At 73.7% G+C, this 19,885-nt stretch carries 17 protein-coding genes; 11 read left to right on the top strand and 6 right to left on the bottom strand.

Annotated features, from left to right (window positions below):
* The first annotated feature begins 82 nt into the window (after positions 1 to 82).
* The gene (locus GNZ18_RS19800; protein WP_312874630.1) at positions 83 to 1,444 is read left to right on the top strand and encodes a glutamine synthetase family protein; all 1,362 of its coding nucleotides are present in this window, start codon (positions 83 to 85) and stop codon (positions 1,442 to 1,444) included.
* Positions 1,445 to 1,466: 22 nt separating this feature from the next.
* Positions 1,467 to 2,714: a cytochrome P450 gene (locus tag GNZ18_RS19805; RefSeq protein WP_156217948.1), complete on the top strand. Its 1,248-nt coding sequence runs from the start codon at positions 1,467 to 1,469 to the stop codon at positions 2,712 to 2,714.
* A gap of 43 nt (positions 2,715 to 2,757) precedes the next feature.
* Here the strand turns inward: GNZ18_RS19805 and GNZ18_RS19810 are convergent, their stop codons facing one another.
* Entirely contained in the window at positions 2,758 to 4,185 is a 1,428-nt protein-coding gene (locus tag GNZ18_RS19810; protein ID WP_156217949.1) for an aldehyde dehydrogenase family protein, read from the bottom strand.
* A 4-nt stretch (positions 4,186 to 4,189) separates the two neighbouring features.
* Positions 4,190 to 5,803, bottom strand: coding sequence for a PucR family transcriptional regulator (locus GNZ18_RS19815; RefSeq protein WP_156217950.1), 1,614 nt, complete (start codon positions 5,801 to 5,803; stop codon positions 4,190 to 4,192).
* A gap of 106 nt (positions 5,804 to 5,909) precedes the next feature.
* Between GNZ18_RS19815 and gabT the strand changes: the two genes are divergently transcribed.
* The 7 genes from gabT (at position 5,910) to GNZ18_RS19850 (ending at position 14,369) form a co-directional block, all read left to right on the top strand.
* A complete protein-coding gene (gene gabT, locus GNZ18_RS19820; protein WP_156217951.1) occupies positions 5,910 to 7,262 on the top strand; it encodes a 4-aminobutyrate--2-oxoglutarate transaminase in 1,353 nt (450 codons plus the stop codon).
* Positions 7,263 to 7,430: 168 nt separating this feature from the next.
* The gene (locus GNZ18_RS19825) at positions 7,431 to 9,131 is read left to right on the top strand and encodes an amidohydrolase (protein WP_156217952.1); all 1,701 of its coding nucleotides are present in this window, start codon (positions 7,431 to 7,433) and stop codon (positions 9,129 to 9,131) included.
* 1 nt (position 9,132) lies between these two features.
* Complete coding sequence (locus GNZ18_RS19830; protein WP_156217953.1) at positions 9,133 to 10,305, top strand: ABC transporter substrate-binding protein; 1,173 nt, start codon at positions 9,133 to 9,135, stop codon at positions 10,303 to 10,305.
* Positions 10,298 to 11,155 carry an ABC transporter permease subunit gene (locus GNZ18_RS19835; protein WP_156217954.1) on the top strand — a complete coding sequence of 286 codons (858 nt, stop codon included), beginning with the start codon at positions 10,298 to 10,300 and terminating at the stop codon, positions 11,153 to 11,155. The genes GNZ18_RS19830 and GNZ18_RS19835 overlap by 8 nt, the downstream gene beginning before the upstream one ends.
* A complete protein-coding gene (locus GNZ18_RS19840) occupies positions 11,142 to 12,866 on the top strand; it encodes a branched-chain amino acid ABC transporter ATP-binding protein/permease (protein WP_156217955.1) in 1,725 nt (574 codons plus the stop codon). The genes GNZ18_RS19835 and GNZ18_RS19840 overlap by 14 nt, the downstream gene beginning before the upstream one ends.
* Complete coding sequence (locus GNZ18_RS19845) at positions 12,863 to 13,579, top strand: ABC transporter ATP-binding protein (RefSeq protein WP_308166454.1); 717 nt, start codon at positions 12,863 to 12,865, stop codon at positions 13,577 to 13,579. The genes GNZ18_RS19840 and GNZ18_RS19845 overlap by 4 nt, the downstream gene beginning before the upstream one ends.
* Before the next feature lies 1 nt (position 13,580).
* Positions 13,581 to 14,369 (top strand): SDR family NAD(P)-dependent oxidoreductase, encoded by a 789-nt coding sequence (locus tag GNZ18_RS19850; RefSeq protein WP_156217956.1) that lies wholly within the window; start codon positions 13,581 to 13,583, stop codon positions 14,367 to 14,369.
* A gap of 17 nt (positions 14,370 to 14,386) precedes the next feature.
* On the opposite strand, the gene GNZ18_RS19855 is transcribed toward GNZ18_RS19850, so the two are convergent.
* On the bottom strand, positions 14,387 to 15,382 hold the full coding sequence (locus tag GNZ18_RS19855) for an LLM class flavin-dependent oxidoreductase (RefSeq protein ID WP_156217957.1): 996 nt from the start codon (positions 15,380 to 15,382) through the stop codon (positions 14,387 to 14,389).
* A 64-nt stretch (positions 15,383 to 15,446) separates the two neighbouring features.
* Positions 15,447 to 15,767, bottom strand: a complete 321-nt coding sequence (locus tag GNZ18_RS19860) for a hypothetical protein (RefSeq protein WP_156217958.1) — start codon at positions 15,765 to 15,767, stop codon at positions 15,447 to 15,449.
* Between the two features lie 200 nt (positions 15,768 to 15,967).
* On the opposite strand from GNZ18_RS19860, the gene GNZ18_RS43715 reads away from it, so the two are divergent.
* Positions 15,968 to 16,762 (top strand): IPT/TIG domain-containing protein, encoded by a 795-nt coding sequence (locus tag GNZ18_RS43715; protein ID WP_156217959.1) that lies wholly within the window; start codon positions 15,968 to 15,970, stop codon positions 16,760 to 16,762.
* Positions 16,763 to 16,777: 15 nt separating this feature from the next.
* On the opposite strand, the gene GNZ18_RS19870 is transcribed toward GNZ18_RS43715, so the two are convergent.
* A complete protein-coding gene (locus GNZ18_RS19870) occupies positions 16,778 to 18,217 on the bottom strand; it encodes a carbon-nitrogen hydrolase family protein (protein WP_156217960.1) in 1,440 nt (479 codons plus the stop codon).
* 209 nt (positions 18,218 to 18,426) lie between these two features.
* Between GNZ18_RS19870 and GNZ18_RS19875 the strand changes: the two genes are divergently transcribed.
* Positions 18,427 to 18,972, top strand: coding sequence for a helix-turn-helix domain-containing protein (locus GNZ18_RS19875; RefSeq protein WP_156217961.1), 546 nt, complete (start codon positions 18,427 to 18,429; stop codon positions 18,970 to 18,972).
* Here GNZ18_RS19875 and GNZ18_RS19880 read toward each other — a convergent pair.
* Positions 18,969 to 19,841, bottom strand: coding sequence for an NAD(P)-dependent oxidoreductase (locus GNZ18_RS19880; protein ID WP_156217962.1), 873 nt, complete (start codon positions 19,839 to 19,841; stop codon positions 18,969 to 18,971). The genes GNZ18_RS19875 and GNZ18_RS19880 overlap by 4 nt on opposite strands.
* Positions 19,842 to 19,885 lie beyond the last annotated feature (44 nt).

The following is a 19,885-nucleotide window of genomic DNA, read 5'->3' on the forward strand; positions in this document are numbered from 1 at the left end:
TGGCCGGGGAGTCTTGTCACAGACCCCGGGCCGCCATATGGTTTGAGCCCAAACGAAAGCCCGTCGAGAGGGAGAGCCCGGCGTGAGTCGACAGGACCCCGCAGCAGACCGCGACGTCCACCAGGTGGTGGAACGGCTCACCGCGCACGGCGTCGACGTCGTCCGCGTCTCCTTCACCGACCTGATCGGCGTCGAACGCGCGCGGGACGTGCTCGTGGAGCGGCTGCCGTCGGTGATGGAGCACGGCCTGTCGTTCTGCCGGGCGATCTACCACACGACCCCCCGGGGCGACACGGTCGAGGTCGCGGGCGGGCTCGACGCGGGCCTGCCGGACATCTGCATCCGCCCCGACCTGTCGACGCTGGTGACCATGCCGTGGGAGGAGGGCGTCGCGTCCTGCCTGGGCGACGCCTTCGAGCCGGACGGCGCCGAGCCCGCCGCCGAGGCGCCGCGCGAGGTGCTGCGCCGCGCCATCGACAAGATCGCCGAACTCGGGCTCGACCCGGTCGTCGGGCCCGAGCTGGAGTACTACGTCTGCGAGCCCGACCCCTCCGCGCCGTCCGGCTGGCGCCGCTACAGCGACGCGCCCGGGAACGTCTACACCGCCGGACGCAAGGGCGACACCGGCGGGCACCTGCTGCGCACCCTGCGCCACCTGCGCGACCTCGGGCTCGGCGTCACGATGGGCAACCACGAGTTCGGCGGCGGCCAGTTCGAGATCAACCTCGACCACTCCGCCGCGCTGGACGCCGCCGACCGCGCGTTCCGGTTCAAGGCCGCCGTCCAGGAGCTCGCGCGGGCCGACGGCCTGCTCGCCACGTTCATGGCCAAGCCGTTCAACGACGAGGGCGGCTCCGGCTTCCACGTCCACCTGTCGTGCCTGGACGCCGAGGGCCGCAACCTCTTCCAGGGCGAGGGCCCCGACGGCCTGTCCGAGACCGCGCACCAGGCCATCGCGGGCGTCCTGGAGCACGCGCCCGCGCTCGCCGCGCTGTTCAACCCGACGATCAACTCCTACAAGCGGTTCGGCCCCGACTCGCTCGCGCCCTGGCTGATCGACTGGGGCCTGGACAACCGCAGCGCGATGGTGCGGATCCCGCCCGAGCGCGGCGCCGCGTCCCGCCTGGAGGTCCGCCTCGGGGACGCCTCCGCCAACCCCTACCTCGGCATCGCGGGCCTGCTCGCCGCCGTCTACCTGGGCGTCCGCGACAAGCTCAGCGCGCCCGCGCCGCTCGAAGGCTACGGCTACGACGCCACCAAGGCCCCCGTCCTGCCCGGCGACCTGCCGACCGCGCTGGACGCCCTCGCCGCCGACACCGCCCTGGTCGAGGTGCTCGGCGAGGAGTTCGTCTCGGCGTTCCTCACCTACAAGCGCGACGAGGTCGCCCGCTTCCACCGCCACGTGACCGACTGGGAGTTCGGCGAGTACGCCTACCACCTGTGACCCCCGGACAAGGAGCCCCCCGTTGCCGATCGACACCTTCGTCGACCTCGCCGACCCCGACCACTTCCTGGACGACGAGACCCCCTGGCGGATGTTCGAGACGCTGCGCCGCTCCGCGCCCGTCCACTGGAACCCCGAGGAGGACGGCGGCGGCTTCTGGTCGCTGACCCGGCACGCCGACATCGTCGCCGCCGACCGCGACCAGGCCACCTTCACCTCGGAGAGGTTCGTCAACCTCGAAGAGGTGGACGAGCGGCAGGCCGCGATCCGCCGCTCGATGCTGGAGACCGACGGCCCCCGCCACCTGGCGCTCCGCCGGATCCTGTCCCGCGAGTTCACCCCCCGCGCCGTCGCCGGCTACGAGACGTTCCTGCGCGGCCTCACCGCCCGCACCCTCGACAGGGCGCTGGCCAAGGGCACCTTCGACTTCGTCGAGGAGGTCGCGGCCGACTTCCCGATCAACGTCCTGGCCCGCATGCTGGACGTCCCGGACGGCGACACCCAGCGCCTCATCGACTGGGGCAACCGGATCATCGCCAACACCGACCCCGACTACGCCGACGTCCTGCTGCACAGCGCCGAGAGCGAGCGCTACCGCGACCTGCCCTTCCGCAGCCCCGCGTCGCTGGAGGTCTTCGAATACGGCCGCGAGCTGGCCGCCCGGCGGCGCGGCGGCGCGGCCACCGACCTCGTCAGCCGCCTGGTCAACCAGGCCCCGATCGACGGCGAGCCCCTCTCGGCCCGCGACTTCGACAACTACTTCCTGCTGCTGGTCGTCGCGGGCAACGAGACCACCCGGCACGCCATCACCCACACCATGCGCGCGCTGATCGACCACCCCGACCAGGCGGACCTGCTGCGCGCCGACCTCGCCCGGATGCCCACCGCCGTGGAGGAGTTCCTCCGCTGGTCCTCGCCCGTCTACCACTTCCGCCGCACCGCGACCCGCGACACCGAGGTGAACGGCACCGCGATCCGCGAGGGCGACAAGGTCGTCCTGTGGTTCGCCTCCGGCAACCGCGACGAGGACGTCTTCGCGGACGCCGGCCGGTTCGACGTCACCCGCACCCCGAACGACCACATCACGTTCGGGAAGGGCGGCCCGCACTACTGCATGGGCGCCGCGCTGGCCCGCCTGGAGATGCGCGTGATGTTCGAGGAGCTGCTGCCCCGCCTGGCCGGCATCAGCCTCGCGGGGGACGTCCGCCGCGTCCGCTCCAACTTCGTGAACGGCATCAAGGAGATGCCGGTGACCGTGACCCTCGCCTGAACAGACGAAAGCGGGGCCCTGTACGGGCCCCGCGTCCGGCGTTTCAGAGGGGGAGGCCGGTGAAGATCAGGACCTTCTCCTCCGTGTAGTCGGCCATGGCGGAGCGGAGGCCCTCGCGGCCCACGCCCGAGTCCTTGACGCCGCCGTAGGGCATCTGGTCGGCGCGGTAGGACGGCACGTCGCCGATGACGACGCCGCCGACCTCCAGCTCGCGGTGGGCGCGGAACGCGATGTCGAGGCTCCGGGTGAACACGCCCGCCTGGAGGCCGAACTTGGAGTCGTTGACCAGCGCGAACGCCTCGTCGACACCGTCCACGGGCTGGACGACCATGACCGGGCCGAAGATCTCCTCGCGCGACACCTTGGCGTCGGCGGGGACGTCGGTGAGGACGGTCGGCGCGTAGGCCGCGCCCTCGCGGGTGCCGCCGGCCAGGATCTTCGCCCCGGCGGCGACGGCCTCGTCCACCCAGGACTCGACGCGCTCGGCGGCGTCCTGGCTGACCAGCGGGCCGACCTGGGTCTTGTCGTCCCACGGGTCGCCGGTGACCAGGCCGCCGACGGTCTCGACCAGCTTCGGCAGGAACGCCTCGTAGACGGAGCGGTCCACGTAGACGCGCTGGACGGCGATGCAGCTCTGCCCGGCCTGGTAGTTGGAGAACAGGCCGATCCGCTTGGCGGCCCAGTCGAGGTCGGCGTCGGGCAGGACGACCGCCGCGCCGTTGCCGCCGAGTTCGAGCGTGACGTGCTTGCGGGGCACCTGGTCGTTGATCGCCCAGCCGACGGGCACCGAGCCGGTGAACGACACGATCGGCAGGCGCGGGTCGTCCACGAGCGCGGCGGCGCGGTCGTTCGGGACGGTCAGGACGGAGAACATCCCGGCGGGCAGGTCGGTCTCGGCGAGCAGCTCGCCGAGCAGGAGCGCCGACAGCGGCGTCGCGGGGGCGGGCTTCAGCACGATCGGCGTGCCCACCGCGATCGCCGGGGCGATCTTGTGCGCGGCCAGGTTGAGCGGGAAGTTGAACGGGGAGATGCCGAGCACCGGGCCCTTGGGGACGCGGGTGATGTAGGCCATCCGCCCCTCGGCCGCGGGGTCGGTGTCGAGCCGCTGGGTGGTGGCGCTGAACCGGCGGGTCTCCTCGGCCGCGAACCGGAACGTGGAGACCGCGCGGGCCACCTCGCCGCGCGCCCACAGCAGCGGCTTGCCGTTCTCGGCGGTGATCAGCCGGGCGACCTCGTCGGCGCGCTCGGCGAGCCGCGCCGACACGTGCGCGAGGGCCTCGGCGCGGACGTGCAGGGGCAGCGCCGCCGCCTCGGCGCGGACCGCGTCGGCCGCCGCCAGCGCCTCCTCCACCTGCTCCGGCGTCGGCACGGCGACGGTCCCGACCACCCGGCCGTCGTAGGGGTGCGTCACGGTCAGCTCGCCGGCACCGGTCTCGGCCCGGCCGGCCAGCCAGAATGGGGTCACGTTCATGCGCTCACGCTATCTCCGGCGGGCCGGAACGCGAGGCTCCAGGATGTCCAATCCGGTCGTCCTCGCTGGACGCCACGGCCAGCGCGATCCACAGCTCAGCGCGGACGGCCGGGTCGTCGGGGTCGCGGTCGAGGAGCTCGGCGGCCTTGCGCATCCGCGCCCGCAGCGTGTGCCGGTGGACGCCGAGCGCCCGCGCCGCCGCCTCGCCCTGCCCGTTCGCCGCGACGTAGGCCCGCAGCGTCTCCACCAGGCCCTCCGCGCGCAGCGGCGCGAGCAGGCCGGTTGCGAAGCCGCGGGCCGCGCCGGGGTCGAGCAGGCCGAGCAGCCCCTGGCCGGGGAGGTCGGCGTAGCGGAGCACGGGCCTTCCGTGGCGCCGGGCCGCGCTCCGCGCCTCCTCCGCCTGCTGGAGGGCGGTCTCCAGCTCGCCGCCCCGCGCGGTCGCCATGGTGACCGGGTCGCTCACCCCGACCGGGCCGGTGACGGCCGGGGGGCTTGAGGTCGGCGCGGTCGAGGTCGGCGCGGTCGAGGCCGGTGGCGCCGACACCGGCGGGGCTGACGCCGGTGGCGCCGACGCCGGTGGGGGCGGGGCCAGGAGCGAGGTGACGGCGTCGGTCAGGTCGTCGGGGACGATGACGGCGGTCCGGCGGCCGGGGCCAGGCAGCGGGACGGCCAGGCAGCGCTCGCCGGACGGGTCGGAGTCCAGCGCGTCCAGGACGGGGCCCGCGCACGCCAGCACGCGGACGGGCCCGCGCGGCACGGCCGGGCCCGCCGGGGGCAGCCCGAGCAGCAGCGCGCCGAGCGCCGCCCGGGTCTCGCGGCCCGTACGCGGCGCCTCGGACTGGAGGGTCAGCAGCGCGACGGCCGCGCCCACGATCGTGTGCGCGACATGGGGGAGGGGCGCCTCGGTGCCCACCGCGAGGAAGCCGCGCGGCCTGCCGCTCAGCCCGACCCGCTGCAAAACGATGTTCTCACCCGGCACCGACAGCGCGACGCTCGCCAGCGCGCCGTCGGCGGGGCGGGCGTTCGGGCCGCGCAGCCGCGCCAGGTCGGCGGCCAGGGCCCCGGCGCGGTCGCGGGCGGCGGCGGGCTCGGCGTGCCGGACGGCGCCGGACGGGTCGAGCAGCAGCGCCCAGCCGTCGAGCAGCCGCGCGAGGCGGGCGACGAGGGGGCCGGGCCCGGCGAGCGCGGCGCGGGTCAGCTCGCGCTGGGCCCCGAAGGCGCGGGTGACGTCCTCGTACCACTCGGCCGCCAGCATGCGGGACACGGCCTTGCCGACCGCGATGAACGGGGTCGGGCGCGGCACCTCCAGCAGCACGAGGCCGCGGTCGCGGGCGGCGGCGAGCAGCTCGGGCGGGACCTCGGCGTGGATCACCCCGACCGCGAAGCCGAGCCCGGCGACACCGCGCCCGACCAGCCGGTCGACGTAGCGGGCGGCGCCCGCCGGGGTCAGCCGCATTCCGGTGGTGAGCACCAGCTCGCCGCCCTCCAGGAAGGGCGTCGGGTCCTCCAGCTCGCTGACCGCGACCCAGACGACCGGCGTGTCGGGGACGCGCGGGCCGGTGAGCACCCGCAGGCCGAGCTGCGGCAGCGCGGCCACGGCGGCGAGGGTGGGCGGCATCGCGGTTCCTTAGTCCGGCGGTTCTGTGCAGGGTGTCCATCCGGGCGGGCGGATTTCGCCGTCCCGTACGGTTCATCGTAGGCGCGGTCCGGCTTATGTTCGCGCCATGACCAGCCAGGATTCCGGCGGTTCGAGCCGCCTGCCGCAGGAGCGCCGCGTCGTGACCGAGATCCCGGGGCCGCGCTCCCGGGAGTTGCAGGAGCGCCGCGCCGCGGCGGTGCCGCCGGGGGTCGGCAGCGTCCTGCCGGTCTACGTGACGGACGCGGGCGGCGGCGTGGTCGTCGACGCGGACGGCAACAGCCTGATCGACTTCGGCTCGGGCATCGCGGTGACCGGCGTCGGCAACGCCAACCCGCGCGTCGCCGAGCGGGTCAAGGCGCAGGCGGACCGGTTCACGCACACGTGCTTCATGGTCGCGCCCTACGAGTCCTACGTGCGGGTCTGCGAGAACCTCAACCGGATCACGCCCGGCGACCACGAGAAGCGGTCGTTCCTGGTCAACAGCGGCGCGGAGGCGGTGGAGAACGCCGTCAAGATCGCGCGGTACGCGACCGGGCGGCAGGCCGTGGTGGTGTTCGACCACGGCTACCACGGCCGGACGCTGCTGACGATGACGCTGACCGCCAAGAGCATGCCCTACAAGCACGGGTTCGGCCCGTACGCGCCCGAGGTGTACCGGATGCCGCTGGCGTACCCGTTCCGGTGGCCGTCCGGGCCGGAGAACTGCGGCCCGGAGGCGGCGGCGCAGGCGATCGACCAGATCTCCAAGCAGATCGGCGCGCGGAGCGTGGCGGCGGTCGTGGTGGAGCCGATCCAGGGCGAGGGCGGGTTCATCGAGCCCGCGCCCGGGTTCCTGCCCGCGATCGCGGAGTTCTGCCGGGCCAACGGCATCGTGTTCGTCGCCGACGAGGTGCAGACCGGGTTCGCGCGGACGGGCGACCTGTTCGCCTGCGAGCACGAGGGGATCGTCCCCGACCTCGTCGTGACGGCGAAGGGCATCGCGGGCGGGCTGCCGCTGGCGGGCGTCACCGGCCGCGCCGAGATCATGGACAGCGTGCACGGCGGCGGCCTCGGCGGCACCTACGGCGGCAACCCGCTGGCCTGCGAGGCGGCGCTGGCCGTCCTGGAGGAGATCGAGGAGGGCAAGCTCACCGAGCGGGCCCGCCGGATCGGCGAGGTCATGCTGCCCCGGCTCCGCGCGCTGGCGGGACGGTACGGCGCGATCGGCGACGTGCGCGGGCGCGGCGCGATGGTGGCGATCGAACTCGTCCGGGAGGGCACCAAGGAGCCCGACCCGGCGCTCACCGCCGAGATCGCCCGCCGCTGCCACGCGAAGGGGCTGCTCGTGCTCACGGCCGGGACGTACGGGAACGTCCTGAGGTTCCTGCCGCCGCTCGTCATCCCGGAGCACCTGCTGCTGGAGGGCCTCGACGTCCTTGAGGAGGCGTTCGCGGGCTGACCTGCGCAAACGCCGGCCACCGGCCCCCGGTAGGGGGACCGGTGGCCTTATGCTGCCCAGTGGGAAGTGAAGTGCGTCACTCTGTTATAGGTTCGTGATTGACCGTTCATCGTTTGGCCCCATACGTTCGCCATACGTTTGGGCCCAAATTAAGGAGCAGGGGCGCACATGAACCACTCCCCGGACCTGGTGCTACTGGACGGCGAGGTCCTCACGGCCGACGCGCGGTTCTCGGTGGCGCAGGCTGTGGCCATCACCGGCGGGAAGATCACAGCGGTCGGTTCGACCGAGGACGTACGCGCGCTGGCCGGCCCCCGCACCCAGGTCGTCGACCTGCGCGGGCGCACGGCCCTGCCCGGCATCAACGACTCGCACCTGCACGGCTGCGCGTTCGGCGTCAACCGCCCGCCGCTCGCCCTGGACGTGGCGCACCCGGCGGTCCTCTCGATCGCCGACATCGTCGCCACCGTGAAGGAGGCGGCGTCCCGCACCCCCGAGGGCGAGTGGATCCGCGGGAACGGCTGGGACCCCGGCTACCTGACCGAGTGCCTCGACGGCGGGCGGATGCCGAACCGCACCGACCTCGACGCGGTCGCCCCGTCCCACCCCGTGTACCTCCAGGACTTCAGCGGCCACCTCACCTGGGCCAACACGCGGGCGCTGGAACTCGCCGGGATCACCGCCGACAGCGAGTCGCCGGAGGGCGGCCGCATCCACGTGGACGGCGCCGGCAACCCGACCGGCCTGCTCGCCGAGGGCGCGCAGGACCTCCTCCAGCGGCACCTGCCCGCCTACACCCGCGCCCAGATCGAGCAGGCGATCCGCGAGGCGGTGGGCGCCCTCCAGCGGGAGGGCATCACCAGCTACACCGAGCCGGGCCTCGGTCCGGGCGGCAAGAGCCTGTTCGCGGGCGCCGCGAGCCAGCTCACCCTGGACGTCTACGGCGACCTCGCCCGCGCCGGCGACCTCGGCGCGCGCGTCAGCGTCCTGCTGCTGCTGACCGGGATGAGCGGCTCGGCCGCCGAGATCGCCGAGGGGCTCGCGAACGCGAAGACCCCGCAGGACGTCGACCCGCGCATCCTCAACGTCATCGGCGTGAAGCTGTTCGCCGACGGCATCCCGCCCAACGAGACCGCGTGGATGCGCGACCAGTACCCCGGCGGCGACTTCGGCTGCCTGTGCGTGCACGGCGCCGCCGACGCGCTGCGCACCCGCGAGCTGAACGAGATGATCCGGCTCGCGCACGTCGCCGGCCACCAGCTCGGCGTGCACGTCACCGGGGACCGTGCCATCGACGCCGTCGTGGACGCCTTCGAGGCCGCGCAGGCCGAGCACCCCCGCGACGACCCGCGCCACTACGTGATCCACGCCGACCTGCTCGGGCCGCAGAGCATGCGCAAGCTCGCCCGGCACGGCTTCGGCGCGAACATGAACCCGGCGATCAAATGGATGATCGTTGACATGCTGGAGGAGCAGCTCGGCCATGAGCGGGCGGCCTACCAGTATCCCGTCCGATCGGCGATCGAGGCCGGTATCCCGGTCACCGCCAGCTCGGACGCGCCCGTCGCCTCGCCCAACTGGCGGCAGGGCGTGGCGGCGATGCTGCTGCGCGAGTCCAAGGCCAGCGGCCGGACGTTCGGCCCCGAGCAGCGCGTCGGGCTGCCGGAGGCCGTCCGCGCCTACACCGTGAACGCCGCCTGGCAGGACTTCGCCGAGGACTGGAAGGGCACCCTCGAACCCGGCAAGGCCGCCGACGTCACCGTCCTGGACGGGACGCTCACCGCCCTCGACCCCCACGACCTCCCGGACGTCCCCGTCGCCCTGACCGTCTTCGACGGCGGGATCGTCCACAGCACCGAAGGTCTCTGACATGCGAATCGCACCTCTCCTCGCCGCGGCCGTCCTGGTCGCGCCCCTGGCGGCATGCGCGGACGACAGCTCCGGCTCCGCCTCCGGGCCCATCAACATCGGCTCGGTCTCGACGCTGAGCGGCCCGGTCACCTTTCCCGAGGCGTCCCAGGCCGCCCGCGCCGTGTTCGACGACGTCAACGCGAACGGCGGCATCAACGGCCGCAAGATCGCCTACACCGCCGCCGACGACAAGGGCGACCCGGCCAGCGCCGCGCTCGCCGCCCGCGACGTCATCCAGAACAAGAAGGCCGTCGCGCTCGCGGGCGGCGCGAGCCTCGTCGACTGCCAGGTCAACGGCCCGCTCTACAAGCGCAACAAGATCACCGACGTGCGCGGCATCGGGGTGGACCCCGGCTGCTTCACCTCGCCGAACATCTCGCCGGTCAACACCGGCCCGTTCTTCGGCTCGACCGTGACGCTGTACTACGCGTCCGAGAAGCTGAAGCTGAACAAGATCTGCGCGTTCTTCTCCATCATCGGCAGCACCGCGAACGCCTACCGCGAGGGCGTCGACCGCTGGTCCAAGATCACCGGTAAGAAGCTGCTGGTCAACGACCTGAGCCTGTCGGCCTCCACCACCGACTTCACCCCCTACGTGCTGCGCGCCCGCAGCGCCGGCTGCGAGGCCGTGCTGTTCAACGGCGTCGAGCCGATGTCGATCGGCTGGGTCAAGGCCGCGCAGGCGCAGAAGATCAACAACATCAAGTGGCTGTTCCTCGCCTCCACCTACACGGTCGAGGCGTCCAAGGCCCTCGGCCCGGCGGGCAAGAACGTCGTGGCGCTGTCGGAGTTCGAGCCCTACACCGACGAGCAGTCCGCCGCGAACAAGGACTGGCGGGCGACGATGACCAAGCACAAGGTGCCCCTCACCGCGTTCGCGCAGGGCGGCTACCTCGCGGCCCAGCACCTGGTCACGGTGCTGCGCTCGATCAAGGGCGACATCACCCGCGAGAAGGTCACCAAGGCGATGGAGGACCTCAAGCCGCTGCCCTCGGGCATGACGGGCATGCCGTTCGCGTTCGGCACCGGCGACGCGCACGCCTCCAACCTCGCCGCCAAGTTCGTGAAGCCGGACGCGAAGGGCGGTTGGAGCGTCCTGACGCCCGAGTGGGTCAAGCTGCCCAATGCTTGAGGGAGCGATCGCCGGACTCGCCGGCGGCGGCGCCTACGCCGCACTCGGGCTCTGCCTCACGCTCATGTTCCGCCTGGTCAGGGTCGTCAACTTCGCCCAGGTCGCGATCGGCGTGATCGGCGTCTACACGATGGCGATCGCCTCCGAGCACGGCTGGCCCTACGGGGCCGCCGCGCTCGCGGGGCTGCTCGCCGCGACGCTGGTCGCCGCCGTGCTCGGCTGGGTGATGGGCAAGTGGTTCGGGGAGGCGGGCGCCGACCAGCGCTCGGCGATCTCCATCGCGTTCCTCGTCGGCCTGCTCGCCGTCTCCTACCTGGTGTTCGGCACCGACCCGCGCCGGATGCCCGGCAAGTTCGGCGGCTCGCTGTTCACCGTGGACGGCATCACGGTCACGCAGGCGGCGGCCGTCTGCGCGGTCGGCTCGGTGGTGGTCGCGGGCGCGGCGTGGCTCGTCCTCACCCGGACGGTCCTCGGGCTGCGGCTGCGGGCACTGTCGGAGCGGCCGACGACCGCCGAGCTGCACGCGATCCCCTCCCGCCGCCTCGGCGTCGGGATGTGGGCGGTCACCGGGCTGCTCGCGGCGGCCGTGCTGCTGGTCGTCGCGCCGCAGCAGACCAGTGACCAGACGTCGCTGGCGCTGATGGTGATCCCGGCGGGCGCCGCGGCGCTGGTCGGCGGCTTCACCAGCCTCGGCCGGACGGTCGCGGGCGGCCTCGGGCTCGGCGCGCTCCAGGGCGCGCTGGCCCACGTCACCGAGTTGCAGCAGTACCGCGACACGGTGCCGTTCCTGGCGATCCTCGCCATCTTGATCTGGTCCCAGAGGCGGGAGGTGTGGGATGCGGCTCGCTGACAAGCAGGCCAACCCGGCCGCGTCGGTGCTCGGCCCGCTCGCCCAGCCGGCCGTCGCGCTGCTGGTCATCGCGGTCGCGGCGGCGGTCGTCCCGCAGTACTGGCTGTTCCTCGCGACGTCGGTGCTGGTGTCGGCGGTCGCGCTGCTCGGCCTCGGCATCGTCGGACGCGCCGGGATGAACTCGCTGTGCCAACTCGCGTTCGCGGCGGTCGGCGCGTGGACGGTCGCCCAGCTCAACGTCTGGCAGGCGCCGGGCGGGCTGATCGTCTGGACGATCGCGGGCGGTGTCGCCGCGATGCCGTTCGGCGTGCTGATCGGGCTTCCGGCGCTGCGGCTGCGGGGGGTCCACCTCGCGGTCGTCACGCTCGGGTTCGCGGCGGCCGCCGACGTGGTGATCGCGGCGGTCAACTTCCCCGGCGTGGAGACGTTCGAGCAGGTCGAGCGGCCGATGTTCATCGCCACCGACCGGCAGTACTTCGTCTACGCGGGCGTGCTGTTCGTCGTCGCCGCGATCGGCGTCGAGTGGCTCGGCCGCACCCGGATGGGCGCCGCGTGGCGCGCCGTCCGGTTCTCCGAGCGCGCGACCGCCGCGTCCGGGACGAGCGTCGCCCGCGCCAAGCTGTCGGCGTTCGCGCTGAGCGCGTTCGGCGCGGGCCTGGCGGGCGGGCTGCTCGCCGGGCAGGTCGGCATGATCACGGCGCAGAACTTCACCACGATCAGCTCGCTGGCGCTGTTCGTCGTCGCCGTCATGGCGGGCAGCGAGTACGTGGGCGGCGCGCTGTTCGGCGGCGTCCTGATCGCGTTCGTGCCGGAGATCTTCCGCCGCGCCGGGATCAACCAGGACTGGGCGAACGTGCTGTTCGGCGTCGGCGCCGTCCAGGCGCTCTCGCAGGGCAGCAGCGTCAGCGAGGGGCTGGCCCGCAGGCTGCGGGCGCGCAGACCCGCGCGCGTCCCCGAACCCCGGCCGTCGCAGGACGTCGGCGCGCCGCCGCTGGGGACCAGGCCGCTGCTGGAGGTCGAGGGCCTCGGCGTCCGGTTCGGGCAGGTCGTCGCGCTGGAGAACGTGGACCTCGTCGTCCCCGAGGGCACCGTCATGGGGCTGATCGGGCCGAACGGCGCGGGCAAGTCCACGCTCACCGACGCGCTGTCGGGGTTCCTCACGTCCGCGACGGGGTCGGTCACGCTCGACGGCCGCAAGCTGGACGGGATGCCCGTGCACCGCCGCGCCGCCGCCGGGCTGCGCCGCACCTTCCAGCAGGACCGCGTCCCGACCGGCCTCACCGTCGGCGCCTACCTGCGCTTCGCCGCGCACCGCTCGGTCACCCGGGAGGAACTGGAGGAGGTCCGCACGTTCCTCGGCTGCCCGGCCCTGAACGCGCACGTCTTCGACCTGGACGTCGGCAGCCGCCGCCTGCTGGAGGTGGCCGCCGCGCTGCTGGCCCGGCCGAAGCTGATCATCCTGGACGAGCCCGCCGCCGGCCTCGCGCACGCCGAGTCGCTCGCCCTCGCCGACCGGCTCGTGGAGGTGCCCGCCCGGTTCGGCGCGTCCGTGCTGCTGATCGAGCACGACCTCGACATGGTCCGGCGGGCCTGCGCGAGCGTCGTCGTCCTCGACTTCGGCTCGGTCATCGCCTCGGGACCGCCCGCCGAGGTGCTCGCCAGGCCCGAGGTCGCCCGCGCCTACCTGGGAGACGAGGTGGCACTCACGTGAAGGAACTGAAGCTGGAGGACGTCGCGGTCGCGCGCGGCGCCGCACCGATCGTCCGCGACGTGACGCTCACCGTGCCCGCCGGGGAGGTGACCGTCCTGCTCGGCCCGAACGGCGCCGGGAAGACGACGCTGCTGGAGGCGGTGGCGGGCGTGCTGCCGATCGCCTCGGGCCGGCTGACCGGCGACGGCGACGACCTCGCCGGGCTCGACCGGGTCGCGCGGGCCCGGCGCGGCATCGCGCTCGTCGAGCAGGGCCGGACGGTGTTCACCCAGCTCACCGTCGCCGAGAACCTGCGGGTCGTGCGGCGCGGCGGCGGCCCCGACCGGACCGCCGAGCTGTTCCCCGAGCTGGACAAGCGGATGGACGTCCCGGCCGGGCTGCTGTCGGGCGGCGAGCAGCAGATGGTCGTGCTCGCCCGCGCGCTCGCGATGTCGCCGTCGGTGCTGCTGATCGACGAGATGTCGCTCGGCCTCGCCCCGGTGATCGTGAAGCGGCTGCTGCCCGCCGTCCGGCAGCTCGCCGACGAGGGCGTCGCGGTGCTGCTCGTCGAGCAGTTCGCGACGCTCGCGCTGGAGATCGCCGACACCGCGCACGTGCTGGCGGGCGGCCGGGTCACCCACAGCGGCCCGGCGGCCCCGCTGCGCAAGTCGCCGGAGCTCCTGCACGCCGCCTACCTGGGCGAACCTGGCCGAGTCGATGAAGAGGGAGCGTGAGATGGGACGGGTGCTGATCGTCACCGGCGGCGGCAGCGGGATCGGGGCGGCCGTCGCGCGCGGCGCCGCCGCGGACGACCACGTGGTGATCTGCGGGCGCCGCAAGGAGGCGCTGGAGCGGGTCGCGGCCGACAGCGGCGCCGAGCCGCGGGTCTGCGACGTCGCCTCCCCGGGCGCGGTCGCCGAGCTGGTCGAGGACGTCGTCGCCGCGCACGGACGGCTGGACGGCGTCGTCGCCAACGCGGGCGCGCTGCGCAACGGCGCCGTGCTCGACCTCTCGCCGCAGGACTGGCAGCTCACCATCGACACCAACCTGACGTCGGTGTTCCTGCTGGCCAAGGCCGCGCTGCCGCACCTGATCGAGGCGCGCGGGTCGCTGGTCGCGGTCTCCTCGGTGGCGGCGCTGCGGGTCCCGACGGGCGTCGCCGCGTATGCGACGTCCAAGGCGGGGCTGACCATGCTCACCCAGACCATCGCGGCGGACTACGGGCCGCGCGGCGTCCGCGCGAACGTGGTGTGCCCCGGCTGGATCCGCACCGAGATGTCCGACCGGGAGATGGAGGAGTTCGGCGCGCCGCACGGCATCGGGCGCGAGGAAGCCTACGAGGAGGTCACCCGGCTCGTCCCGCAGCGCAGGGCGGGCACGCCCGAGGAGGCCGCGGCGGCGGTGCTGTGGCTGCTCGGGCCCGAGGCGTCCTACGTCAACGGCGCCGTGCTGAGCGTCGACGGCGGCACCGCGCTCCCCGACCCGGGCACGGTGCCGTTCGAGTTCCAGATCCGTCCGCGTTAGCCCCGGGCTAGGCGGGGCTAGGCGGGGCTCGGCGCCAGGGCGTCCTGGTACAGCTCCGCGAGGATGTCATAGGAGCGCAGGCGGTCGGCGTGGTCGTACACCATCGTGGTGACCATGACCTCGTCGACCGCCGTCCGCTCGATGAGCGCGTCCATCTGCCGGCGGACGGTCTCCGGGCCGCCGATCACCTGGTCGGCGAGCCGCGCGTCGATCATCTGGCGCTCCAGCGGCGTGTAGGGGTGCGCGGCGGTCTCCTCGGGCGTCGGCATCAGCCCCGGGTTCCCCTGCCGCAGCCGCAGGAACGCGAGCGCCTGCGGGGCGGCCATCTCGCGGGCCGCCTCGTCGGTCTCGGCGGCGGTGACCGAGACGCCGATCATCGAGTACGGCTCCCGCAGCGCGCCCGGCCGGAACGACTCGCGGTACAGCGCCAGCGCGGGCACCGTGTTCTCGGCGCTGAAGTGGTGCGCGAACGCGAACGGCAGCCCGAGCAGCCCGGCCAGCCGCGCGCTGTAGCCGCTGGACCCGAGCAGCCAGACCGGCGGCTCGTTGCCCGCGGCGGGGGTCACCTTGCTCGCGGCGTCGAAGTAGGCGCGCAGCTCGACGACCTGCTCGGGGAAGTCGTCCACCGAGAGCGCGTCGGGGGAGCGGCGCAGGGCCCGCGCGGTCGCCTGGTCGGTGCCGGGGGCACGGCCGAGGCCGAGGTCGATGCGTCCCGGGAACAGGGCCTCAAGCGTCCCGAACTGCTCGGCCACCACCATCGGCGCGTGGTTCGGCAGCATGATCCCGCCCGATCCGACCCGGAGCGCCGACGTGGCCGCCGCGACCTGCCCGATCAGCACGGCGGTCGCGGAGCTGGCGATCCCCGGCATCGCGTGGTGCTCGGCGAGCCAGTAGCGGTGGAAGCCGAGCCGCTCGGCGTGCCGGGCCAGGTCGAGGGTGTTGCGCAGGGCCTGGCCGGACGTGGAGCCGCTGACGACGGGGGTCAGGTCGAGAACGGAGAAGGGGACGCTCATAACGGGTGACAACCCGCCCGGCGGCCGTCCTCTTCCCGTTCCGAACCACCCGGTCCGCTCCGGCCTACCCGACGAGCATGGCGACCGCGGCCAGCGCCCCGCCGACGAGGGCGAGGGCGGGCAGCGGCGTGATGCACACCCACGACCACATCACCAGCCGGCGTCCGCGCTCCACCTCGCCCGAGGCGAACCGCTCCTCGGCGCGGGTGTAGAGCAGCGCGGCGACCACGATCAGGGGGAAGAAGAGGAGCATCGTGAGCACGCCGAGCAGGAACGCGGCGACCTGGCCGCCGAGCGTGTAGGTGCCGTCCGCGCCGACGCCGAGCGCGAGGTGGTCAGAGGCGGCGGGGCGGTAGACGGGCTGCTGGGGGACGGCCTCGTACATGTGCACACCGATCTGGTCGTCGGAAATGTGACCCAGATCATACGCTCGGTCACCGTCGTTCGCGAGACCCGCACGTCCTCTTTCCGGTAACTGGAAGCGGGCTGTGGTAACGGCCTGCGAAACGGGGGCGTGTCCAGCGTCGATTACCGGCCGGGGACGCGTCGCGAGGGCGCTGCGAGGGCGCGCCCAGAAGGAGGGCCGTGACCGAGTCGCCGGTCGGATCCGAGTACGCCCGTCCCCGGGACATCGTCGCCGCGTCCGCCGTCCTGCTGGTCTACGTGGTGGTGCTGGTGGTCGTGCTGGTGCAGGCGTGGCCGTCCGCGCCCGGCATCGGGCCGGACGGGCGGGTGCGCCCCCAGCCGGAGACGGTCGCCGTCCACCTGCCGGGCTGGACGCCGCACCTGACGCGGGAGGCGAGCCTGTTCGTCGTGGTGATGGCCGCCGGGGCGCTCGGCTCGGTCGTGCACGCGCTGCGCTCGCTGTACTGGTATGTCGGGAACCGCGCGCTGCGCCGGAGCTGGCTGATGATGTACCTGTTCCTGCCGCTGGTCGGCGCGCTGCTCGGGCTGGTGGTGTACCTCGTGCTGCGCGGCGGGCTGACGAGCCCGGTGGGCGGGTCGGCCGAGATCAACCCCTACGGCGTCGCGGCGATCGCCGCGCTGGTCGGGTTGTTCTCCCGGGAGACGGCGGAGAAGCTGCGGGCGGTCTTCGCGACGCTGTTCGCCCCCGCCCAGCCCGGCCGCGACCAGGCGCTGCCGCCCCGGATCACCCGGATCGAGCCGGGGTCGGGGCCGGTCGGGACCGTCGTCACGGTCCACGGCACGGGCCTCGGGGCGGCGACCGGCGTCCGGTTCGGCGACGCGGACGCGGCCGCCACCGACGTCACCGACACGCTGCTGCGGGCGAGGGTGCCGGAGGGCGCCACGACCGGCCGCGTCGTCGTCCACACCCCCGGCGGCCCGGCCACCGCCCCCGGCACCTTCACGGTGGGCTGATGCGTTACTGAGCCGCTACTTCGTGCCGGGCAGGTGCGCGTGCCAGACGTCGTAGGCGGCGCCGGGCAGGACGCGGGGCAGCTCGGCGGTCGCGAGCCTGCCCAGCTCGGCGCCCGTGCTGGCGCTGCCGAACTGGAGCTCGGTCCCGTAGGCGGCGCGCTCCAGGTCGGCGGGGCCGGCGACCAGGCAGGTGTGGCGGGTGCCCTGGAGGTCCTCGTCCGGGATCGCCGCGCCGACGGCCAGGCTGTTGGACACCACGACCCAGCTGCCGAGGCCCGACACCTGCCGCTCGGCGCCCTGCTGCTCCCAGCGGTACTCGATGATCGGCTTGGAGAAGATCGGGACGAGCAGGTGCGACACCCCGCACGCCTGCACCTCGCGCTCCCAGCCGATCGAGCGGCTGAGGTCCTCGCAGATCAGCGTGGCCAGCCGGCCGAGGGAGGAGTCGAGCACGGCGACCCGGGTGCCGGTCGCGGTGTACTCCTCGGCGGTGCCCTCCCGCGGCGCGTCCGGCAGCCGCCACAGCCGCATCTGCGCCGCGTCCAGCGTGAAGCCCGACAGCTTGTCCTGGACGAGCAGCTCCCGGCCCGTCCAGCGGTCGATGAGCACGGCGCGGTTCGGGGGCGGGTCGCCGCCGCCGACCGGGCCGGTGCCGACCAGCAGGAACCGCAGCGGATGCCGGTCGCGGTCGCGCCCGGCGGTGTCGAAGGCGACCTCCTTCCAGTGCTCCAGCAGCGCCTCCGACAGCGAGGACTCGGGCATCACCGCGAGCTGCGCGCCCGACTCGTCCAGCCGCCGGACGATCGCCTTGATGCGGGAGCGGATCCCGGCCGAGTCCATCGGGCGGAGCCGGTAGACGGTCATGCCGAGCCGTTCCTCGAACTCGATCTCGATGTCGTCGAAGGTCTCCAGCACCGGCGCGCAGCCGACCGGGACCGGCGCGTCCCGGGAGAAGTGCGGGTCGTGGACGGCGGGCAGCACCCGGTGGTCGATCCGCTCCCACTCGGCCTGCGGGACGCGGTGGACGCCGAAGAACTCGGCCTTGGAGCGGCGCCCGAGCGGGCGGCCGGGGAAGGCGCAGCGGGGCAGCAGCGCGCCGGAGGTCTCCGGCCCGTTCAGCCTGCCCTCGGTCAGGTAGGTGACCAGGAGCCCGGTCAGCCGGGGGGCGTCGTAGTAGGGCCCGTAGGGGCTGGCGTGCGCGAGCGCGATGTCGAGCCCGAGCAGCAGCACGAACCGGCCGAGGTCGCCGCGCTCGGTGATGGTCTCCTCGACCTGCCCGGGGGGCAGTGAGCCGGTGTCGAGGACGGTCGAGGCGATGCGCTCCGCCTCCTGCCGGATCTGCGGGTCCTCGTACCAGCGGGTGGCCGTCCAGTCCTGGAAGACGCCGTCGCCGATGGCGTCGTACAGCAGGACGAACAGGTCGGCCGGTCCGATGGTGCGAGCGGATTCCGGCACATGGTCGGTCATAGGCGGCCCCCGGGGACGGCGTGCGTGTGTCACGAACGGTGGCCCGATCGTAACTCCGGTGACCGCCGCCTTTCAGTGGCATTCGCTACAGAGTCATGTGGCCGGTGGGGGAGCGTGCCCAGCATCACTTGACAGTCACTTGGCATCGAGCGCACCCTGAAGGGGTCCGGTTTCTGTTCAGCGACCGAGGAGCCGCCGTGAGCACTGGGGACGACCGCCGGGCCGAGGTCCGGCGTCTCATCGACGCGATGGAGCACAACAAGATCATCAGTGACGGCCACTTCAGCGCGCTCGGCATGCTGATCACCGACGCCTCGCTCAGCGCCGACGAGCCCGCCCTGGTCGAATGCCAGGACGGGCTCCAGTGGCTGCACCGCCACTACCTCGACGTGGAGGCGCTGGACGGCCCGCAGCGCGAGCAGCGCGGGCGCATCCTCGGCCTGATCGACGTCGTGCACTGGGCGCTGCGGCGGCTGCCGTCCGGTCTCCAGCTCGCGCTCCAGCCGGGCGGTCACGCGGCCCGCTTCCTCGTCGCGGTCGCGCGCCGGCAGGGCCTGTCGAACCAGCAGCTCGCCGCCGAACTCGGCACCGACGAGACCGAGATCAGCCGGGTGGGCCGCAGGCTGCTGTCGGCCGGCGTCGTGTGGCGCCGCAAGGAATGGCGCCACAACGCGTGGGACATCACACCCCGGGGCCGCCAGTACCTGGAGAGCTCCGGCCTGCTCCCGAACGCCCCCGCCTAGCCCTTCCCGGTTTCGAGGAGCGGGATCAGGCGGTGGAGGCCGTCGGCGCCGTGGCCGTCGGCGACGGCGCGGTCGAGGAGGTCGCGCATCGGCAGCAGCGGCGCGGGGTCCACGCCCTGCCGGACGCTCGTCTCGATGAGGGTGGGGAAGGCGATCTGGCTGGTCGCGACGCTGGAGACGTCGGTGCCGAACTCGCCCGCGTCCAGCGCCCGCGCCTGCTCGGGGAACGCGTGCATCATCGCCGCGAGCCAGTCGGTGATCATCGGTGTGGACTCCGACGCCGTGACGCCCCCGGAGCGGGCGAGCGCGATCGCGTGGTAGACGCCCGCGTACATCCCGTACATCGCGTCCAGCAGCGCGAAGTCGAGCAGCGGCGCGAGGCCGGGGTCGGCGCCCACGTGGCGCGCCTCGCCGAACGCGGCGAGGACGTCCTTGTGGCGGGTGAAGGCGTCCTCGTCGCCGGAGTACAGGATCAGCGCGCCGGGGCCCCCGATCATCTGCGGGACGGCCATGATCCCGCCGTCGAGGTAGCGGGCGCCGCGCCCGGTGACCAGGCCCGCCATCGCGCGGGCCTGGTCGGGCGCGCCGCTGGTGAGCTGGACGACCGTGCGCCCCGCGAGGGCGTCGCTCGCGAGGATCTCCTCCGCGTTCGCATAGACGGACAGGCACACGACCACCAGCGGGCTCGCCGCGATCGCCGCACCGGCGTCCGGGGCCTGGACGGCGCCCTTCGCGACCAGCGGCGCCGCCTTGGCGGCGGAGCGGTTCCAGACCGTGACCGTGTGGCCGTCCCTCAGCAGGGCCTCGGCCAGCGCCGCTCCCATCAGGCCCAGCCCGAGAACCGTCACCGACGTCGTTCGAGTTTGCATATCGGGTCTCCCTTTCGTTGTCGCCCCCAGCCTGGGACGGCGCG

The sequence above is a fragment of the Actinomadura litoris genome (genome assembly GCF_009733595.1).
Classification (GTDB): domain Bacteria; phylum Actinomycetota; class Actinomycetes; order Streptosporangiales; family Streptosporangiaceae; genus Spirillospora; species Spirillospora litoris.